The organism is Afipia sp. MLSD5-FHT05B12, assembly GCF_058793355.1.
Genome location: NZ_JBXAFS010000027.1, coordinates 31,582 through 46,455 on the forward strand (window position 1 = coordinate 31,582; position 14,874 = coordinate 46,455).

The 14,874-nt window shown below is 61.3% G+C and carries 21 protein-coding genes and 1 pseudogene; 10 read left to right on the top strand and 12 right to left on the bottom strand.

Annotated elements, in window-relative coordinates; all coding sequences use genetic code 11:
* Positions 1-3 precede the first annotated feature (3 nt).
* The 4 genes from AC1Q6J_RS21560 to AC1Q6J_RS21575 all read left to right on the top strand — a co-directional run bounded on the left by AC1Q6J_RS21560 (position 4) and on the right by AC1Q6J_RS21575 (position 3,505).
* Positions 4-525: a MarR family transcriptional regulator gene (locus tag AC1Q6J_RS21560; RefSeq protein ID WP_492281193.1), complete on the top strand. Its 522-nt coding sequence runs from the start codon at positions 4-6 to the stop codon at positions 523-525.
* Positions 526-693: 168 nt separating this feature from the next.
* Entirely contained in the window at positions 694-1,464 is a 771-nt protein-coding gene (gene tam, locus AC1Q6J_RS21565; RefSeq protein ID WP_492281194.1) for a trans-aconitate 2-methyltransferase, read from the top strand.
* 144 nt (positions 1,465-1,608) lie between these two features.
* On the top strand, positions 1,609-2,217 hold the full coding sequence (locus AC1Q6J_RS21570) for a TIGR00645 family protein (RefSeq protein WP_492281195.1): 609 nt from the start codon (positions 1,609-1,611) through the stop codon (positions 2,215-2,217).
* A gap of 88 nt (positions 2,218-2,305) precedes the next feature.
* Positions 2,306-3,505 carry a lytic murein transglycosylase gene (locus tag AC1Q6J_RS21575; RefSeq protein WP_492281196.1) on the top strand — a complete coding sequence of 400 codons (1,200 nt, stop codon included), beginning with the start codon at positions 2,306-2,308 and terminating at the stop codon, positions 3,503-3,505.
* 234 nt (positions 3,506-3,739) lie between these two features.
* Here AC1Q6J_RS21575 and AC1Q6J_RS21580 read toward each other — a convergent pair whose 3' ends face one another.
* From AC1Q6J_RS21580 to AC1Q6J_RS21600, 5 genes are all read right to left on the bottom strand, one after another.
* A complete protein-coding gene (locus AC1Q6J_RS21580; protein WP_492281197.1) occupies positions 3,740-4,027 on the bottom strand; it encodes a hypothetical protein in 288 nt (95 codons plus the stop codon).
* 274 nt (positions 4,028-4,301) lie between these two features.
* On the bottom strand, positions 4,302-4,613 hold the full coding sequence (locus AC1Q6J_RS21585; RefSeq protein WP_492281198.1) for a hypothetical protein: 312 nt from the start codon (positions 4,611-4,613) through the stop codon (positions 4,302-4,304).
* Positions 4,614-4,813: 200 nt separating this feature from the next.
* A complete protein-coding gene (locus tag AC1Q6J_RS21590; RefSeq protein WP_492281199.1) occupies positions 4,814-5,209 on the bottom strand; it encodes a hypothetical protein in 396 nt (131 codons plus the stop codon).
* Positions 5,210-5,490: 281 nt separating this feature from the next.
* Entirely contained in the window at positions 5,491-5,985 is a 495-nt protein-coding gene (locus AC1Q6J_RS21595) for a CinA family protein (RefSeq protein WP_492281200.1), read from the bottom strand.
* A gap of 29 nt (positions 5,986-6,014) precedes the next feature.
* Positions 6,015-6,620: a pyridoxamine 5'-phosphate oxidase family protein gene (locus AC1Q6J_RS21600; RefSeq protein WP_492281201.1), complete on the bottom strand. Its 606-nt coding sequence runs from the start codon at positions 6,618-6,620 to the stop codon at positions 6,015-6,017.
* A gap of 325 nt (positions 6,621-6,945) precedes the next feature.
* Between AC1Q6J_RS21600 and AC1Q6J_RS21605 the strand changes: the two genes are divergently transcribed.
* The 3 genes from AC1Q6J_RS21605 to AC1Q6J_RS21615 all read left to right on the top strand — a co-directional run bounded on the left by AC1Q6J_RS21605 (position 6,946) and on the right by AC1Q6J_RS21615 (position 8,840).
* A complete protein-coding gene (locus AC1Q6J_RS21605; RefSeq protein WP_006021770.1) occupies positions 6,946-7,218 on the top strand; it encodes a (2Fe-2S)-binding protein in 273 nt (90 codons plus the stop codon).
* 135 nt (positions 7,219-7,353) lie between these two features.
* Complete coding sequence (gene bfr, locus AC1Q6J_RS21610) at positions 7,354-7,839, top strand: bacterioferritin (RefSeq protein WP_492281202.1); 486 nt, start codon at positions 7,354-7,356, stop codon at positions 7,837-7,839.
* Positions 7,840-8,069: 230 nt separating this feature from the next.
* Positions 8,070-8,840 carry a DUF169 domain-containing protein gene (locus tag AC1Q6J_RS21615; RefSeq protein WP_492281203.1) on the top strand — a complete coding sequence of 257 codons (771 nt, stop codon included), beginning with the start codon at positions 8,070-8,072 and terminating at the stop codon, positions 8,838-8,840.
* A 121-nt stretch (positions 8,841-8,961) separates the two neighbouring features.
* Here AC1Q6J_RS21615 and AC1Q6J_RS21620 read toward each other — a convergent pair whose 3' ends face one another.
* The 5 genes from AC1Q6J_RS21620 to AC1Q6J_RS21640 form a co-directional block, all read right to left on the bottom strand.
* A complete protein-coding gene (locus AC1Q6J_RS21620; protein WP_492281204.1) occupies positions 8,962-9,315 on the bottom strand; it encodes a hypothetical protein in 354 nt (117 codons plus the stop codon).
* Between the two features lie 137 nt (positions 9,316-9,452).
* A complete protein-coding gene (locus tag AC1Q6J_RS21625) occupies positions 9,453-10,145 on the bottom strand; it encodes a YoaK family protein (RefSeq protein WP_492281205.1) in 693 nt (230 codons plus the stop codon).
* 95 nt (positions 10,146-10,240) lie between these two features.
* Positions 10,241-11,188: a hypothetical protein gene (locus AC1Q6J_RS21630; RefSeq protein WP_492281206.1), complete on the bottom strand. Its 948-nt coding sequence runs from the start codon at positions 11,186-11,188 to the stop codon at positions 10,241-10,243.
* Positions 11,189-11,204: 16 nt separating this feature from the next.
* Positions 11,205-11,426: a hypothetical protein gene (locus AC1Q6J_RS21635; protein ID WP_492281207.1), complete on the bottom strand. Its 222-nt coding sequence runs from the start codon at positions 11,424-11,426 to the stop codon at positions 11,205-11,207.
* Between the two features lie 113 nt (positions 11,427-11,539).
* Positions 11,540-11,794: a helix-turn-helix domain-containing protein gene (locus AC1Q6J_RS21640; RefSeq protein ID WP_492281208.1), complete on the bottom strand. Its 255-nt coding sequence runs from the start codon at positions 11,792-11,794 to the stop codon at positions 11,540-11,542.
* Positions 11,795-12,071: 277 nt separating this feature from the next.
* Between AC1Q6J_RS21640 and AC1Q6J_RS21645 the strand changes: the two genes are divergently transcribed.
* On the top strand, positions 12,072-12,338 hold the full coding sequence (locus AC1Q6J_RS21645) for a DUF2277 domain-containing protein (protein WP_492281209.1): 267 nt from the start codon (positions 12,072-12,074) through the stop codon (positions 12,336-12,338).
* 333 nt (positions 12,339-12,671) lie between these two features.
* On the top strand, positions 12,672-13,115 hold the full coding sequence (locus AC1Q6J_RS21650; RefSeq protein WP_492281210.1) for a hypothetical protein: 444 nt from the start codon (positions 12,672-12,674) through the stop codon (positions 13,113-13,115).
* 9 nt (positions 13,116-13,124) lie between these two features.
* Here AC1Q6J_RS21650 and AC1Q6J_RS21655 read toward each other — a convergent pair whose 3' ends face one another.
* Positions 13,125-13,823 (bottom strand): class I SAM-dependent methyltransferase, encoded by a 699-nt coding sequence (locus AC1Q6J_RS21655; RefSeq protein WP_492281211.1) that lies wholly within the window; start codon positions 13,821-13,823, stop codon positions 13,125-13,127.
* 233 nt (positions 13,824-14,056) lie between these two features.
* Between AC1Q6J_RS21655 and AC1Q6J_RS21660 the strand changes: the two genes are divergently transcribed.
* Positions 14,057-14,494, top strand: coding sequence for a hypothetical protein (locus tag AC1Q6J_RS21660; RefSeq protein ID WP_492281212.1), 438 nt, complete (start codon positions 14,057-14,059; stop codon positions 14,492-14,494).
* Between the two features lie 92 nt (positions 14,495-14,586).
* Here AC1Q6J_RS21660 and AC1Q6J_RS21665 read toward each other — a convergent pair.
* Positions 14,587-14,874 (bottom strand): annotated as a pseudogene (locus AC1Q6J_RS21665) (collagen-like protein); the annotation flags it as partial.

Below are 14,874 nucleotides of genomic sequence, written 5' to 3' on the forward strand. Positions count from 1 at the left end.
CGAATGACCGGAGAGTCCAAGAAACTAACACCCGAGACAATCGGGGCAGCATCGCCAGCGTCCTTGATCGAATGCCCCGACAGCATTCTTGATGCGGCGGAACGGGCTGTTCTTGCCTTCGATATGGCATGGGTTCAGTGGCGATCGGATTTCCGGCGCACCGTTGTCGCCTCCGGCATCTTGCGCCGTCCGTGGCGGAGCGCGTTCGAGGCGGATTTGATTTTCAGTATCGTCTCGCATCGGTGGCTGACCGGGCGGCCGATTACACTCAAGGAGCTCGCGACCTATTTCGAACAGTTTGCCACCGAGGCGACCGTCTCCCGCCACATCGACGACATGGAATGCGCTGGCATGCTCGCGCGCGCCGTCGATGCCAATGATCGTCGCCGCTTCTTCCTGATGCCGACAGAGCGCCTCGAAGTCATAGGCCGAGAATTCCTTCAGGCACGAGTCCGTACCCTGCGTGAACACGGTTTTGTGTGGGCGGGTTGTACCGACGGCAAAGCCACAATTGATCCTGCGTAAAATCACGTCAGAGCATGCCGCCGCTTCAGAGACACTGCTAGCCTTTGCAAATCTGGCCATCGTTTGGCAGGTGACGTACAAGGGGCGTCCGGTAATATCTGGCGCGTAGTCTATCCGCAAAACTGGTATCCACTTTTGCGGAATACGCGCGAGCGTTGGAGCGTCACGATGTCCGACTGGGATGCGCAGCAATACCTCAAGTTCGAAGACGAGCGGACGCGGGCGGCGCGTGACCTGCTGGCGCAGATTCCGGTTCAGGACGCGCGGGGCGTGGTTGACATCGGCTGCGGGCCGGGAAATTCCACCGAACTCCTTGCCAGGCGCTGGCCGCAGGCGAAGATCACCGGCATCGACACCTCCGCGGACATGCTGCGTCAGGCCCGCGAGCGCCTGCCGCAGCACACCTTCATCGAGGCCAATATCTCGCACTGGGCGCCGCCGCCCGGCACCGACGTGCTATTCGCCAATGCGATCTTCCAGTGGGTTTCGAACCACCTCAAGCAGCTGATGCGTCTCGCCATGGCGCTGCCGGATGGCGGATCGATGGCCGTTCAGATGCCGGACAACATGGATGAGCCGTCGCATGTGCTGATGCGCGAGGTTGCGCGCCTGCCGCAATTTCATACCCAGCTTGCACACGCGCTGGAGGCGAGGGGCGAGTTGCCGAAGCCGGGCGTTTATTACGACGCGCTGCGGCCACTGTGCCGGCGCATCGACATCTGGCATTCGGTCTACAATCACGTGCTGGAGGACGCGCCGGCCATTGTCGAATGGGTCAAGGGCACGGGACTGCGGCCGTTTCTTGATCCGCTCGAAATCCCCGAGCGCCGGGAATTTCTGGAGGCCTACACTGCGCGTATCGCCGCGAGTTATCTGCCGCAGGCCGACGGCAAGGTGCTGCTGCGGTTCCCGCGGATTTTCATCGTGATCGTCAAGTAGCGCCGCAGCCTCGCAAATCTGACGCGATGATGTCGAATCGGAAAATCCGCTGCGGTTAAACGCCGCTACAGCATGGCTCGACAGAATCTGACATGTTCCTTAGCTGACAGCCGTGAGACGATCGCCAGCCGGAGCACTCCCGAGATGACCATGACGCCCGAAACCCCGTTGCCGACGCGTGCCGACCTCGCGCTGCGCCCGATCCCGATGCTGATCTTCGGGTCACGCTGGCTGCAATTGCCGCTCTATGTCGGGCTGATCGTCGCCCAGGGCGTCTATGTCGTCCTGTTTCTGAAGGAACTCTGGCACCTCATCATCCATTCATTCGACTTTTCCGAACAGCAGATCATGCTCGTGGTGCTTGGTCTGATCGACGTGGTAATGATCTCCAATCTTCTGGTGATGGTGATCGTCGGCGGTTACGAGACTTTCGTGTCGCGGCTCAATTTGCAGGGCCATCCCGACGAGCCGGAATGGCTCAGCCATGTCAACGCCAGCGTACTCAAGATCAAGCTCGCGATGGCGATCATCGGCATCTCGTCAATCCACCTGCTGCGGACCTTCATCGAGGCAGGCAACCTCGGCGGCGCGGGCCGCACCACGAATTACACCGAAGCGGGCGTGATGTGGCAGACCATCATTCACGGCATGTTCATCGTCTCGGCCATCGGCATCGCCTACGTCGATCGCATCTCGAACGGCCCGGTGTTCGTGCCGAACGGTGGTTCACATAACGGACACGGCAAGCATTGATGCCCTAGCGTGAGAGACAAAGTCATTGCGAGCGAAGCGAAACACGGACGGAGCGATCATCAAGCGAGGGCTGGATTGCTTCGTCGCGATGCTTCTCGCAATGACACTGGCGCAGCCGACTTTCGCCGCTGACGCCGCATTCACGCAGTTCATCGCCTCGCTGTGGCCGGAGGCTCAAAAAACAGGTATCGCGCGCGCGACCTTTGACGCGCAAACGCGCGGGCTGGAGCCGGATTACAAATTGCCGGATCTGCTGCTGCCCGGCCGTCCATCGACCGGCGCGCCGTCGCAGGCCGAGTTCGTGCAGGTGCCGGCGGATTATCTGAAAGAGGCGAGCATCGCACGCCTTGCCGCCCACGGCCGCACCCTGATGCAGCAGCATGCCGCGACGCTGAAGGCTATCGAGCAGCGCTTCGGCGTCCCTGGCACGATCATTCTGGCGATCTGGGGCCGCGAGACCGATTATGGCCGCTACGCCTTGCCGTATGACGGCCTGCGTGTACTGGCGACGCAGGCTTATGTCGGGCGCCGCAAGGATCAGTACCGTGGTGAATTCATCGAGGCGCTGAAGCTGATCCAGAACGGCGATGTGACGCGCAAGGATCTGCGCACGTCATGGGGCGGTGCGACGGGACTGACGCAGTTCCTGCCATCGGAGCTTCACAAGCATGGCGTCGATTTCGACGGCGACGGCCATATCAACATCTGGACGTCTGTGCCGGATGCGCTCGCCTCCGCGGCGCAGCAGTTGAAGAACAAGGGCTGGCAGGCGGGCTTGCGCTGGGCCTACGAAGTCCGCGCGCCGGCCAATGCCGATTGCTCGCAGGGCGTGCCGGAAGTAACCAAGCCAATATCCGAATGGCTGCGCCAGGGTTTCTTGCCGGTGCGCGGCCTGCGTCTCAGCGCCGCCGAGCAGGCGCAGGAGGCGTCACTGTTGCAGCCGGAGGGAATTTACGGCCCGGCATTCCTCACGACGAAGAACTACTTCGTCATCAAGGAATATAATTTTTCCGATCTCTATGTGCTGTTTGTCGGCCATCTCGCCGACCGCATGGCGGGCGGTCAATCCTTTGCTACGCCGTGGTCGGCGTCCACGCAGTTGCGTAGTGCCGATGTCGAGGCGATGCAGAAGCATCTGACGCGCGTCGGTCTCTATTCGTCAAAACTGGACGGCAAAGCGGGGATGCAGACCCGCGCGGCGCTCGGCGCGTATCAGAAGCGGGCAGGCCTGAAGGTCGATTGCTGGCCGAGCGCGGAGGTGCTGCGTGCGATGAGCGCAGGACGGTAATCTCTTTACGAGAGAGCCGTCACCCGAGGAGCCGTAGCGGAGCGAAGGCCTCGAAGGGTGACCGCGGCATCCTGGATCGTCATCCTTCGAGGCTCGCAAGAGATCTCACCTCAGGATGAGGTGATCGTCCTTGCGGCGAGATGAGAAAGACCTGTTGCTCTGGAAAACAAAAACCCGGCCGCGAGGCCGGGTTTTGAAACTCATGTCTCACGAAGCAATCGTGAGACGTTCAGATCAATCGCAAACCTGAACGCGGCGAACGCGCCAGCCGTAACCGTCCCAGAAACGCTCGCGCACGAGGCGGCAGGCGGGCTCTTCGACGTACACTGGGCCAGGTGCGTAGCCATAGCCGTAAGCCGGGCGGCTGTTGGCGATCGCGCCGCCGATAATCGCGCCGCCCAGAAGGCCAAGGCCGACGCCGGCAGCCACACGGCCGCCGTCAGCCTTGGCGGCAGGCATCGCGGTAGCAAGCGAACCAGCGATCGTTGCGACCGCGAGGAACGCCGAAAGAACCTTCTTCATGTTTGTTTCTCCTCAGATCACGCCAGAGCCTGGCGCAAGGCGATTGGTCTGTAAGGATCCAATGTCGGAACTCAAGATAGCCCGATTTGACCCCTGTTAGAAAGTACCGGCGTCATCCCCCACCGGCGATTCAGCGATTGTCCCGGTGCCAATATAGCGGATTCTGGCGCCCGGACCTTTACAAAAAATGCCCCGGAGCGGCTTTTGCCGTCCGGAGCGTTACTTTCTTCCAAGCCGGGACGGCTAAAAAATGGCCACCCGGCGATCAGTTGTGTCAGTTACAAACCTGAACACGGCGGACGCGCCAGCCGTAGCCGTCCCAGAAGCGCTCACGCTGCCAGTAGCAGGGGGCGCCACCGTAATAGACCGGGCCGGCGCCGTAATAGCCGTAGCCCGGGCCGTAGTAACCGCCGCTGTTGGCAATCGCCGCGCCTGCGATGGCACCGCCGAGGATGCCGAGGCCCACGCCGGCTGCGACACGTCCGCCGCGCGCTTCGGCCGGTGCCGGGGCTGCGAGGGCGGTGACTGCGACAGTGGCGGCAGCGGCAACCGCCAAGACGATCTTCCTAACGCCGATCTTCTTCATGGCTTTCACCTTTCGTCGTTGTGACCCTCAAGATAACGGGTCCCGGCGGCGAAAGTTGCACGGTTGCATTGAACGGGAACTGAATGGCGGGGCCGGATTTCCGCCACGATCAGGTGCGGCGCAAGAAAAACGGCGCCTCGCGAAAGCGAAGCGCCGCTGGAATTTTCGAGAGCCGCGAGAACAATCCGCGTGCCCGACAATCAGAACAGCGAAGCGTACTGTTGGAGACCGGCTTTCTGCACGAGGCCCATCGCGGTGCGCTTCTGGTCCTCATCGAGACTTGCGAACAGCGCGGACGCGGCAGGCGCAAAGCGGCGAACGGCTGCTTCGTTGACCTGTGGCTCGCGCGCGAGAACGCGCAGCGCGCTGGCGACGGCGGGCCAGTACTTCGCCTGCTCGGCGCGCAGCTTCAGCGCCGCGCGATAGCGCATGATGGCGACTTCGCTCATCGCCGACTGAAACATCGAAACCTTCTTCTGGGGCGCGGCGGCCTCAGTACCGACGGACGCAGTGAAATCCTGGGCATAAGCTGGCGCACTCACGGCAATTGCCAACGTGGCAACAACAGATGCAATCGCGATTGGCAATTTTCGCATTTTTCTCACTTCAAATAAGCGTGGGTGATGGCGGGGACGTACGTGCCATATGTGACCAAAATGCGATGGGTTGGGTTAACAAATCTGGAAAATGGGGCGCTACCCTTTGTTAAGGTTTAGGACGCGGATTTGTTCCGCAAAAACAATGCTGTTTTTGCCCCCCGTAACATTCGCTCACGAAAGGTGAAGCGGGTTCCGTAGTTAATTCCGGAACCGCGAGAGCCAAAATCTTCCGGTGAATGCTGGATATTTCGCATGATCGCGATTCGATGCAGTTTAATTCAGTGTGCGGCGTCCATCGTCTCCGCGAACAGTTCGAGCGCACAAAGCGCGAAGGCACGCATGTTGGCAATGCGATCGCTGTTGCCGGTTTCGAGTGTAATCACGCGCGCGAGCGGTCCCGCAACTGCCATGCATGAATGTCCGGCGGCGTCGCCGTAGCGATTACCTGACGGGCCTGTCGCGCCGGTTTCGCTCAGGCCCCACGTCGTGTTGAGCAATTCGCGCGCACGGTTTGCCAGCAGGGTGGCATAGGGCTCGGTCGCGCCGCGCATGCCGATGGCTTCCATCTCTTCTTTCGTGATGTTTACCAACGCCGCCCGCGCACGCGGCGTGTAGATCACGCCGCCGCCGCGATAGTAGGCCGATGCGCCGGGCACCGCGAGCAGCGCCGCCGAGATCAATCCGCCGGTGGAGGACTCTGCAACGGCGATGGTTTCTTTTCGCGCGATCAGGGACACGGCGATTTTTTCCGCGAGCGGCAGTAGCTTTTCCATGGGGGCTTTCGATGTGTAAGTGGTTGGGCTCAGAGCTGCGTTTTGTAGCGCGCTTCGACGGCTTCCTGGGTTTCGGGTGTGCCTTGGCCGGTCTGCTCGTGAATGACTTCGCTGATGCTCGGCTGAGCGGAGCGCGCGACGCGCGAATCCGGCGACCAGAGCTTCGAACGCATCAGCGCCTTGCCGCAGTGGAAATAGACCTCGCGCACGGCGATATCGAGCACTGCGCGGGGCAGCTTGCCGAACTCAATCATGCTGGCCAGCAGGTCCGCATCCGCCGAAAGCGTTGCATTGCCGCCGACGCGCAGCGTTTCATCGAGGCCCGGCACGAAGAAGATCAGTTGCACATAGCCACTGCCTGACAGGACGTTGCGGAAGCTGTCTATGCGGTTGTTGCCAGGACGGTCCGGCATCAGCAGGCGTGTCTCGCCCTCAATGCGGACGAAGCCGGGATTGCCGCCGCGCGGGGAGGCATCGACGGTTCCGTCGGGACCGGCCGTCGCCAGCACGCAGAATGGTGACAGGCCGATGAAGTTGGCGGCGTGGCGGTCGATGCGCGGCAGTTGCTTCGCAATTACGCGGTCGGTGGGTGGGGCATAGATGATGCCGAGATCGTCAGGTCCGATATGCGCCACGCCATGCTCCTGTTCTTGCAATACTATCGTTTAACCCAATCCGCCGCGTCGTGCAGCACGGTCATTCCGGGGCGCGGGTTCCGGCGAGCGGACCCGGAATTTCGGAGAAATAACGATGAACTCATCTGGATTCCGGATCGGCTTGCTTCGCAAACCGTCCAGAATGCGGGGCTCTTCTCAAAGTCCAGTTTAGATCGATTCCAAATACAGACATGAAGATCGAGCCAGTTTGGAATAACTTAAAAGTGGCTGTTTTCCTTTTGCATACGGGGCCTCGGTCCAATACCTGTGGACCAATGGTCCTCACAGGTTTTCCCGGCAGTCCATGATTGTTTGTTCCTGCAACGTCCTGACTGACCACGACGTGCGCAACGTTGTGACCCAAGCCAAGGATTTTCCGCGCACGGCTGGGCAGGTCTACGGCTGCCTGGGCTGTAGCGCCGAGTGTGGCCGTTGCGCGCGAACCATCAAGAAGATCATGGACGAAGCGCTGGGTGCCTGCGCCAAGGCTTGCTGCTCTGGATGCCCCCACAGCCAGCATGAAGCGGCAAACGAAGATCAGCAGCCGGTGGTCCTTCTGGCCCAGGCCGCCTGCTAGACACCTTCACTCATTCAAGTTTTCCCAGTCTGCCCCGGTCCTTTCGGCCGGGGTTGTGCTTGCCTGTAATCTGATTTAGAACGTTTCTAAATTGAATGTGGGCCGTTTAGCGATGGCCTTGCAATGGAGTGCATCATGAAGGGCGACGCGAAGGTTATAGAGTTCCTGAACAAGGCGCTGCGCAGCGAACTGACCGCCGTCAGCCAGTTCTGGCTTCACTACCGGATGCTGGAAAACTGGGGCCTGAAGGATCTCGCCAAGAAGTGGCGCAAGGAATCCATCGAGGAAATGGAGCACGCCGACAAACTTATCGACCGCATCATCTTCCTTGACGGCTTCCCGAACCTGCAGGTGCTCGATCCGCTGCACATCGGCCAGAATGTGAAGGAAATTCTGGATTGCGACCTCAAGGCCGAGTATGCGGCGCGCGAGCTTTATGAGAAGGCCGCGACCCACTGCCATAGTGCGAAGGACTACGTCTCGCGCGATCTGTTCGAGAGCCTGATGAAGGACGAGGAAGGCCACATCGACTTCCTCGAAACCCAGATCGACCTGGTCAAGAAGATCGGTGTCGAACTCTACTCGCAAAAGCACATGGGTGGACTGGAAGACGGACACTAGGCGCGTCGGCTGTCATTCCGGAGCGCGAGCACAGCGAGCGAACCCGGAATTCAGAATTTATGAGAAGCTGACGCTCCCTGGATTCCGGGTCCGCGCAAAAGCGCGTCCCGGAATGACGAACTGCAATCAAGCCCGGACCGCTCATCGCGTTCCGGGTTTTCTTTTGGCTCTTACTTCCGACGAAAATGCCTTAGCTTCATCAACAACAAGAAACATCCGGGAGAAACGCGATGACCTATGACTGGCCTGCGATCGTTGGCGACCTCGACTCGCTGCTGAAGCTGCGTTCGATCCCATTCGGCATGAAGATGTTCGCGCGGCGCGAGGACATGGAGGCGATTCCGAAAATCCGCCGGCCGCAATCGGTCCATACGCTGGATCAGATCGTGGCGCAGGCGGCGCGGATCGGCTGGACGGTGGGCATCACCAGCGACGATCTGGTCGGTGCGCAGTGCCGCGCGGTGGTTGGTCTCGGCGGCGCCAAGACCGAGACCTGGCAGTCCGGTCAACACATGACCGGCGTCTGGTTCTCGACGCAGCAGGATGCGCAGGCGCACCAGGAAGCGATGCATTGCGTGCCGGACGGGAAGTACGACGCGCTCGCGGTCGGGCCGCTGTCGTCAGGCAAGCTCGATCCGCCCGACATCGCGCTGTTCTACGCGACGCCCGGCGCGATGATCTATTTTATCAACGGATTGCAATGGTCCGGCTACAAGCGGTTCGACTGGAGCGTGGTCGGTGAATCCGCTTGCGCGGATTCATGGGGCCGCGCGCTGACCACACGATTGCCAAGCCTGTCGATCCCGTGTTTCGCCGAGCGCCGTTATGGCGGCGTGCTGGATGAGGAAATGCTGATGGCGACGCCGCCGGAATATCTCATCAGCGCCATCGCCGGCATGAAGGCGCTGTCGAAGAACGGCTTCCGTTATCCGTTCGCCCAGTATGGCGTGCAGCAGGATGTGCGTGCCGGCATGGCGGTGAGTTATCCGGGCAGGGCGTAGGGACTTAGTCATCCTGAGGTGCGAGCCGCATTTGCGGCGAGCTTCGAAGGATGGCGTTGCCGTCATCCTTCTTCGAGGCTCGCAGGTACTTGCACCAGGATGACGACTTTCATCACACCACTCACGACCCGTCCGCCGGCACGAAGCATGTAATCTCGATGTTGCCGCGTATGGTGACGTACCACACCACCGCGCCGCCGGTGGGATTGCCGCCGGTGCGGATGATCGCCTTCTCCGGCACCATCCACCAGGTGCCTTCGATCGGTACCCAGTAGTTGCCGCTGCGCACATCGTAGTCGGTGCGATGTCCATCCGACACGTCGCAGCACGGCACACCCGTCGGACTGCGCGCATCCTTGAACCATTTGCGGATGTGTTCGGGGACATCGCCGAATTGTCCGCGATCGACCGCGAAGGCCATAGCGGCAGACAGCGTCAGCGGAATCATCAGGGCAAGGCGAAGCGGCCACCTCATGCGATCCTCCGCGATCAGAATCGTCAGGAGTTTCGGACGGTCATCTGAAGGCGTCCAGACACACCCGCGCGAGGCGCGAAATTCTTCCAGCACATAGTTGAGGCACGATGCAACGCAGCATCGAGGTCGCGGCGGGTTTATGCCGGGCGCGTTTCCTCGATGCGGATCACTGCGGCGGCGAAACCGACGGTGACCGAGAGCGCCAGACACCAGAAGCCGACATAGACATACATCACGGCGGCGACCGCGCAGCCGGACGCGAAGAAGCAGATCGCAAGCGCGAGGCGGCTAAAACGGGTTTTCACCGGCACACGATCTTCGGGCTTGGTGCCGGTGATGAGATCGACGGCGTCCAGTGTGACCTGCACGGTGGAGCCGGTCATCATGGTGGACGGCGGCAGGCTGGCCATATGCACGCGCTGCACGGCATTCTGCATCGCCATCGCGGCGACGCCGGCAAACCCGGTCAGCAGCGCCATCGGCGTGTTGGCGTCCGGAAACGGACCGTAGCGCACGGCGAGAAGAAAGAAGGCCAGCAGACATGCGACCTTCACCCCGAGCAGTATTTGCATCGCGGGCAGGTTGTGCGCACGCAGCGCAATGCCTGCGAGCCGGGCCAGCGCGATCACCGCGACGAATTCGGGCAGCGCCAGGATCTTGCCGACGATGCCGTGGCTGCCGTGGACCAGCGCCGCGCCGAGCGTGACGAAGTTTCCGGTGACGTGCGCCGTGAAAAGTCCGGCCAGACCGAGGAAGCCGGCGGTATCGACGAAGCCGCCATTGAACGAGAGCAGCGCCGCGACGACGTTGGACCGGCTGATTTTCGTCATGGGTCTGCTCTCCTACGAGTCGCATCGCGTTGCAAAGCCAGAGTAATTTCGGGCCGTGAGGGAAGCGGATGGAAGAACAAGGGCGATCCGGCTATTCAGTCGGTCGCGACGAACAATCCCACCGCTTCACGCACCGCGTCGATCGGTTGGATCGCAGCCGACCAGAAATCCCATTCCGGCGCGAACAGATCGGCCGTCGTGTCCTCGCCGCGCGCCCAGGCGTAGAAGAATTCCTCCGGCTCGAAGGCGCCGGTGGCGGAGCCCGCGACATCATTGAGCGGGATGCCGAGATGCCAGCTCAGGATCACCGGCAGCACGTGTCCCGACATCGCATGAGCGCGATGCATGGTCGACGTAAGCGTCGATGTCAGCAGTTCGCCGCGCGGCGATGTATCGTAACCGGCGAGAATGTGCGTGGAATCGTGCGGCACGGCGAATTCGAAATTGAGCGCGGTCGGCTCGCCGGGATAGGCGTAGCCGTTGGCTTGATAGAAGATCGCAAACGCGTGCCCGAAGGTGTTCTCCGGCAACCGCGCCAGCGCATGAAACCGTGTCGCCAGCGCGGGGTCGGGCTCCGCGTCGTAAGGCTGCAGCCACGGGCCCATTTCGGCGATCGCCCATGCGCGGCCTGTCACGCTCTCGAGATTGGCCTGGAGCATGTGGGTCTTGGCGTCCTTCAGATCGCCCAGCGCGATCCGCGCGAGGTCATGGACAAACTCGTCCTTGACGCGGAGTAAGTCCGCAAGCTTCACGACGCCGCTCAGCTTCGCGGGATTGATCGTCCCATCGACGAACGCCATGACCGCGGCGAAGCTCGCGGCCTGCGCGGCGAGGGCAGGGTCGTCAGAGAGTTCGGCCTGCCGGTAGGGACTGAGCGGTGTCAGCCCTGCGAGACCGAACTGCGGCTCGAGATGAAAAATGAAACGCGTGGCCGCGGCGATGGTCTCATGGTCGATCGTGGTTGGCGATCCCTCGGTGGCGGCAATGCCGAGCATCACGGCAAGGGTGCTGCGGGCCTGATCCAGCGTCGCGGGAATGTGCATGGTTTCTGCCGCGTTCCTACCTGAACTGCGTTTGGCAGAGTGGACCAAGCTTTCTGACGTTCTTCTGCATGCAGGCGGTGATGCGTTTCACGTCCGGGACAGACTCCTGGCAGAATTTTATCGCATCCTTGCGGCAGGCCCAGCGCTGCTCCGGCGTGCCGGCCGCATGCACCGCCGAGGCGGGGAGCACGGCGATGGCCGCACGGACGGCAAAGGTTCTGGCGAGCAGTCGGGTCATGATCAGGTTCCTGTGAGGGAACCGTAACCTGATCATTCCCGTCCATCAAACAGTAAACACGACCGCGCGAATTCCAGCTTTTCGTCTGGCATAATCTTGGACCAGCCAGGCCCTTAGTGATGCGCCGGCACCTCGGCGCCGTCCGCCGAATACTGCCGGATCTTGTTGCGCAGCGTGCGCACCGAGACTCCGAGAATTCGGGCCGCGTGGGTGCGGTTGCCGTCGCAGCGCGCGAGCGTTTGCAAAACAAGTTCGCGTTCGATTTCCTGGACTGTGGCGCCGATGAGCAGCGGGACCACCTGGTCCGGTGCCACGGCCGGCGCATCCGGCAATAGCCCCGATGCGCGTATGTGCATTTCCTGAGTCATCGAGACCTCCTGACCAATGCTGCACCTGTCAGGGACGCAGACTATCTCCAAGGTTCTCCGATCTCAGCCCGGGTAAAGGGTGAGCCGATATGGTTAACAGAACCTTAATTTCCGGGATAACCTGTTCATGGAACTCGCGAATTGGAACTCGATGGAACCGCCCGGGATCGCAGGAGAAATCGGGCTGGCTGCGATGGGACTCCCCAAATTTGCGCGGCTCACCGCCGGGAATTAAGTGAGATGTAGGCCCGCGCCGGGCGTGAGGGGAAGAAGCATCATGTGCCGCAACATCAAAACGCTGTTCAACTTCGAGCCGCCCGCCACCGATGACGAAATCCACGCGTCGGTCTTGCAGTTCGTGCGCAAGCTGTCCGGCTTCAACGCGCCGTCGAAGGCGAATGAAGAAGCGTTCCACCGGGCCGTCGCTGAAGTTTCCGCCAGCGCGCGCAAACTGCTGACGTCGCTGCACACCCACGCGCCTGCGCGCGACCGCGACGTCGAAGCGGAGAAAGCAAGGGAGCGGAGCCGGGCACGGTTTGGCTAAACGCAAAACGGGCCAGCTTTCGCCGGCCCGTTTTCTTTTGCGTTGCGAAGTGCTTCAGGAGCGCGGAATAGCGATCGGCACGAACCGGGGATCGCTTGCGCGGCGGTCGAACGCTGCTACCCGCAGCAAAGCTTCAAGCTTCAATAGAAAGATTTCCGCCAACATTGTCATGATCCTTCCGGTCGACTGTATGGCAGTTGGACGCCGACTCAACGCCGTGCGTTCAATGTCTGAAATAAAAACTATGCCTTGCTGTTGAGCTTCGCAATGGCTTTGCTGCCAGCTTGCTACAAGTTAACCTTACGCAAGACCGCGCCCGCCGGGAGGCATTTGATGAAACGTGTCGCCGTACCGCTGCTGTTCGTCCTTTCGCTGCTGACTGGTGCCATGTCCGTCGCCGAAGCTGACACATCGGATCGCTTCGCCATGGGCGGCTGGATCGAGAAATTCCAGCCGGCGATCGATCAGGCCAACGCCAGCGGCGAACTGTTTCGTATCCGAGGTCATTGCCAGTCGAACTGCACGCTGTTTCTCGGCGTGCGCAATGTTTGCGTCGAGCGCAGCGCGCGGCTGCTGTTTCATGCCGGTCATGGCCGCGGGCCCAACAGGTACGTCATCAACGCCGGTTCGACCCAGCGGATGCTGAATGCCTACAACGGAAGGCTGCGGCAGTACGTCGTCGAGAAAGGCTACCTCACGAGGCTGGAGTTCAGCACGATCTCCGGCGCGCGGATCATCGATGAGTTCGGCTATAAGGAATGTCCGCGCGGAGGGTGATGCCGCGCGTCACGCTGCGCGCTGCGCCAGGAAGCCCCAGTCCCACGGCAGCTTCTTTGACAGCCGGGGTTTGCGCAGACCATCCACCGACCAGGGGTAATACACCCTGGCTATCCGCGTGATCTCGAAGCCTGTTCCGGACACGGTGGAGATCAATTCGTCGCGCTCGTAAAATTTCTGCCAGACGCCGTCACGATGGACGAGGCCACCGGCCTTGATCTTGTCCGCCGACGCGCCGAGCTTGTTGACCATCAATTGCGATTCCATCGACGGCACCACCACCAGCGCAAAGCCTTCTGGCTTGGTGACATCGGCCATGGTCGACCACAGTGCATCGCGCTTGGCCTGGCGCGGCGAGGTGATGACGTTCAGACAAACTGTCAGGTCGGCGACGGTGCCGAGGACTTTCGCGGACTCGCATACATCCATCGCGAGCCATTTTGCGTTCGGGAGGTTCGCGCATCGCTTCTTCGCGCGTGCGACGATACGCGGCGCGAAATCGATTCCGGTGATCCGGTCGAAGCGGTGTCCGAATTTCTTGACGAAGCTGCCGACCCCGCAACCGAGATCGACCAGCTCAAGATTTTTCCTGGAGCGGCAGGCCGCAGCGACGAAGCGTGGCATCTGTCCGCTCGTCTCGTCCGTCACGATATCGCACACCAGCGACTCGAACTTCGCCGCGTGCAAATCCCATTCGACTCGATTCACAGGAACCCCTTTCGGTCATTGTGAAGCCCGAATCGATTAAACAACAGAAATCGGCGCCGCGATATGCAAAGCGACGCCGAATCTGTTGATCAATCATGCGTCTTCAGGGTTCCTCTTGCGTCATTGGCGTTTTACGAATCTTCCGCATGCGCTAGACTTGATTCGGCTTTGTCGATCCGTTCGCAGCATCCGCTGCTCGCATGCCTTGCTCACACCAATCCGGAGAATCCATCATGCGTTTGTCATCTGCCATTCGCGCCGCGCTGATCGCTGTGACGGCGCTCATCGGAGCCGGTCTGTCATCCGCCCATGCCGACAGCGGCACCGTGTCGCTCGTCATCTACAAGGCCGGATGGTTCATCGGCGGATCGGGCGGCAGCGGCACGCTCAATTTCCGCGGCAGGTCCTATCCGCTGTCCACCGGCGGAATCGACTACGGTCTGGTGTTCGGCGGATCGAAGACGGTGCTGCGCGGCCGGGTGAGCAACATCAATCGTCCCTCGGATGTGGCTGGCGTCTATGGCGCCGCGGGCGCTGGCATCGCCGTTGGCGGCGGCGCACGCGCCATCGTTCTCACGAACCAGAAGGGCGCGGTGCTCGAACTGTCCGGCCGTCAGGTCGGATTGATGGCGAACGCGGACCTCAGCGGACTTGCGATCACGCTGAAGTAAGACGCGCAACTATAGCGCTTGCTCAAGGAAAAAGGCCGGACATGAGTCCGGCCTTTTGTTTGTTGTCGCGAGCTCCGCTTCCAGCGCCGTTGTTACTTCCTGTCCTTGCGATGCTTCTTTTTCTTCTTGTGATGATCGTCGCCGTCATCGCTGTCGTCGTCGAGCGCGCCTGCCGCGAGGGCCGCGGCATGGCGGGAGGCGGCTTCCTGCTCCTCGCGCTCTTTCGCTTCCTGCTCGCGCTTCCGGCGATGCTCTTCCCATGCGTCGAAAATCGTCTCCAGCCATGGAAGGATTTCCTCGAAGGAGGGCAGGCGGCCGGGCGGACCTTGTTCGCCGCGCGGGCCTTGTGCGCCCACCGGGCCCTGCTTGCCCTGAGGCCC